This is a genomic window from Salibacterium qingdaonense (genome assembly GCF_900114715.1).
Lineage (GTDB): Bacteria > Bacillota > Bacilli > Bacillales > Marinococcaceae > Salibacterium > Salibacterium qingdaonense.
Window position 1 is genome coordinate 1 of the sequence record NZ_FOTY01000060.1, and the last position, 3,937, is coordinate 3,937.

The window sequence follows — 3,937 nt, forward strand, 5'->3', positions numbered from 1 at the left end:
GCAACGACCTGCTTTTTTTCCATATTCAGCTGAATCAGATCGGCCACATCAGGACCGTCTTCCTCAAGCACATCGATGAGAGAAATTTCATTGCCCTTCTGTTGTTATATGTATATGTTCTCCTGGTTTCCTTCTTAAATAGATGTCTTTAAAAGAAAAGGATGCAGCATGACATACCGCCTGACATCTTCTTGATAAGGATACATACGGGCGTTAACATCTCATATTAAAAATAATTTTATCAGAATAAGTGTATTAAAGACTGTACAAGCTATAACTAAAGTATACACTTAAAAAGTAGGGATTCCATTGGCAAAACGTAACATTTCATTAACTTCCGTAGAAATCTCACAATTATGGGTGACATATATGAATGACTGTGCTGCGATTTGTCACCTGGTACACGAATTAAACACAGTCAAAGATGATGAAATAAAGGAAATATTACAATACGCCAAAAACGTGTCTGAATCTCATGTTAACAGCATTAGTCAGTTTTTTATGGAGGAAAATTATCCAGTTCCTTATGGGTTTAACCTGCAAAAAGACGTTGATATTTCAGCACCCCGTTTATTCACCGACATATATTATTTAAATACGCTTAATCAATTAGGAAAAATCGGATTAAACAATTACAGTATGGCTGTTAGTTTGGTTGTGAGGGAGGACATTTATCAATTTTTCAGTGCCTGCCTCAAAGAGTCAGACAAAATCATTAAGTGGACCAATGATGTATTATTGTCAAAAGGGTTATATAACAGGCCCCCTTATCTTCCTAAACCGGAAACGTTTGACTATGTTAAAGACCAAGGTTTTTTAACTGGATATTTGGGAGAAAGAAGACCGTTAACAGGAATAGAAATATCGAATCTTTATGCCAATTTCCTAAGAAATGCGTTGGGATCCGCTACGATGATGGGCTACAGCCAAGTGGCCCAGAACGACGAAGTGGCTCAATATTTTTTAAAGGGTAAAGAAATTGCTCAAAAACACTGTGCGGTATTTGAATCTTATTTGAAAAAAAATGATTTACCCAGCCCGATGATGTTAGACTCTGAAGTCACAGAGTCAACGACTTATATTTTTTCGGATAAAAAAATGATGTTTTATTCTTCGACCTTAACCGCCCTTAGTCTTGGATATTACGGTTCAAGCATGTCCATGAGTCCACGAAGGGATATCGGTGTTATGTATGGCAGACTGATGGCTGAAATCGCAAAATTCTCGAACAGCGGAGCTAAAATCATGATCAAACACGGATGGATGGAGGAGCCGCCAAGGGCAGCAGATAGGGATGAGTTAGCCGATAACCATTAATGTTGATTATGGGGTTAAGGAATATACCTACTTCCTAATATACTTGCTTTAAGATTAGCCGTTCCAAGAGGGGCGGCTTTTTTATTGTTCTTAACTGGTTACTTTCTCCGCATGATTGTCCACCACAGACAAATAATCCAAAGGAACACCTCTGCCCTGTCTCACTAAACTCTGCATAAATCTGAAAGTCATAGATAGAAATCGATTTACACCCTCCCTGCACCGCATTTTTCGTCGCCGGTGTAATGCGTGATAGTGGCGTAAAGAATACCCGAAACTCAATGAGACGGAACATAGTGGCTTCATGTTGCTTTGCATTCTTCAAATGCTGAATCTGGTGATCTTAGAAAGTAGATGTCGTAGAATCGTTTTCTTATCCATCCGCGCATGCTTAATAAGCCCGCTTCTTGTCGTATTCTGCATTGATAGCTTTTTGTTCTTCGATAGAAAGATCTTTCCATATCGACCACCCAACGCCGTGAAACTGTTCTAAAATGCGTTCCACTTTTTCAGGAGGAACCGGGCCTGGATCAACAATCTTGATCTTTGTGTTTCCATCGTAATACTCCATGGATTGATCTTGATATTTGTCAGTCATTGGTGCATCACCTCGTGACATTTTATGCGGCTGATCCATGTGGACTGCCCTTCTTATTTTAAGTAGATGTCTGCTTGTATTTATCGAGAAGAATGTTTGTCAGATCAACCGTCCCTTCACCTGTAAGTGATAACGTCCTCATCGTCGAACTCGTGCAATTCTGTACGCTTATTATGGAACAATCTGAGATGGTACACCCCCGCCATGCTGGATGAAACAGAATATTTTATCATGCTTTTTAAAGATGTAGAAGAATTATTAAACCCTGATATCACTTCAGTCTTCTATCGCTAATTCTAATCAATACAAATAAGATAGGAGTGATCATAACTATGCAAAGCGTCTGTATGTACTTACGTAAATCCCGTGCCGATCTCGAAGCAGAAGCCCGCGGCGATGGAGAAACCTTAGCCAAACATAAGAATGCCCTCTTCAAAATAGCCAAGAAACTAAACCTTAACGTCACCAAGATCCGCCAGGAAATCGTGTCCGGGGAAAGCCTGGTCCACCGCCCCGAAATGCTTGAACTGCTTAAAGAGGTTGAAAATCATAAATATGATGCCGTGCTCGTCATGGATATTGACCGCTTAGGCCGCGGCAACATGCAGGAACAAGGCTTGATACTGGACACCTTCCGCACTGCTAAAACAAAAATCATCACCACACGGAAAGCGTATGACCTTTCCGATGAATGGGATGAGGAATACACCGAGTTTGAAACCTTCATGTCCCGGAAAGAGCTTAAAATCATTAACCGCCGGCTGCAGGGTGGCCGCCTCCGCTCCATTGAAGAAGGCAATTACATCGCTACAAATGCACCCTACGGATATGAAATCTACAAAGATGGAAAGCACCGCACCCTTGTTCCCCACCCTGACCAAGCGCCGATTGTGAGAAAGATATTTGCCTGGTATACAGAGGATAACTCCAATCAACGCCTGGGCAGCGCTGAGATAGCAAACCGTCTCAATGAAATGAGCGCTCCTTCCTACACAGGGAAACTGTGGGAGCCAAGCGCTGTCCTCAACATCATTAAAAACGCTGTATACGCCGGACGGTTGCAGTGGAAGCGCAAGGATATTAAAAAGTCCACGACACCAGGGAAAACTAAAGACACGCGGACGCGTCCTCGTAATGAATGGGTGGACGTTGAAGGAAAGCACGAACCTCTTGTATCCATGGAATTATATGAAAAAGCCCAGGATATTTTGAAAGTGAGATACCATGTCCCCTACCAGTTAGGTGGGCGCGTAACCAATCCCCTTGCCGGTATTGTTAAATGTGGGTACTGTGAGAAAACCATGGTCCGTCGCCCTTACACAGATGGTAAAATATTCGTCATGTGTAATAACGCTAAAAATTGCGGCTGCCGCAGCTCCAAAATTGAATTCGTGGAGCAGAAAGTATTGAATGGTCTTCAGGACTGGCTGGATCGCTATAAAGCCGACTGGGACCATGGAAATGAGGATAACACGGCAAACGAAGATGCCAACGAGCTTGAGATCTTACAGAACTCCATTCAATCCATGGAGAAAGAATTAAAGGAACTGAACAAACAGAAGCTTAAACTGCACGACTTTCTGGAACGCGGAGTGTATGATGAGGAAACCTTTCTGGAAAGATCGCAAAATATCTCCGACCGTATGAATGACATCAACACAAACATCGCCAACGCTCAATCAGAGATGGAACTGCTGCAGGAAAGAGAAGCAGCCCAGGAAAACATTATTCCCCATGTCGAGCACGTCCTTGACTTATATCAGAAGACAGACGACATCAAAAAGAAAAACGCCCTTCTCAAGTCAGTAATCGAGAAAGCCGTTTACACCAAAAACAAACAGCAGCGTTTAGATGACTTCGAACTTGTGATTTATCCCCGCCTCCCTCATACCTTTGCTCCTAATTACGTATAACATATTAGGGGCAATTCATTGCCTTCTTTATCACTTCCTATCGGATCGTGCAGGGAGATGTCCTTTTTCACCTTTTTGAGCGCCCGCAGATGCATAAGTATTTCATTTT

At 42.2% G+C, this 3,937-nt stretch carries 3 protein-coding genes and 1 pseudogene; 2 read left to right on the top strand and 2 right to left on the bottom strand.

Annotated features, from left to right (window positions below; genetic code table 11):
- The first annotated feature begins 309 nt into the window (after positions 1–309).
- Positions 310–1,317 carry a DUF3231 family protein gene (locus BM058_RS17845; RefSeq protein ID WP_090929129.1) on the top strand — a complete coding sequence of 336 codons (1,008 nt, stop codon included), beginning with the start codon at positions 310–312 and terminating at the stop codon, positions 1,315–1,317.
- Between the two features lie 391 nt (positions 1,318–1,708).
- Here BM058_RS17845 and BM058_RS17850 read toward each other — a convergent pair whose 3' ends face one another.
- Positions 1,709–1,954, bottom strand: a complete 246-nt coding sequence (locus BM058_RS17850; RefSeq protein WP_090929132.1) for a hypothetical protein — start codon at positions 1,952–1,954, stop codon at positions 1,709–1,711.
- Positions 1,955–2,247: 293 nt separating this feature from the next.
- On the opposite strand from BM058_RS17850, the gene BM058_RS17855 reads away from it, so the two are divergent.
- Positions 2,248–3,828, top strand: coding sequence for a recombinase family protein (locus BM058_RS17855; protein ID WP_090929135.1), 1,581 nt, complete (start codon positions 2,248–2,250; stop codon positions 3,826–3,828).
- 2 nt (positions 3,829–3,830) lie between these two features.
- Here BM058_RS17855 and BM058_RS18710 read toward each other — a convergent pair.
- Positions 3,831–3,937, bottom strand: a pseudogene (locus BM058_RS18710) (RNA polymerase subunit sigma-70); the annotation flags it as partial.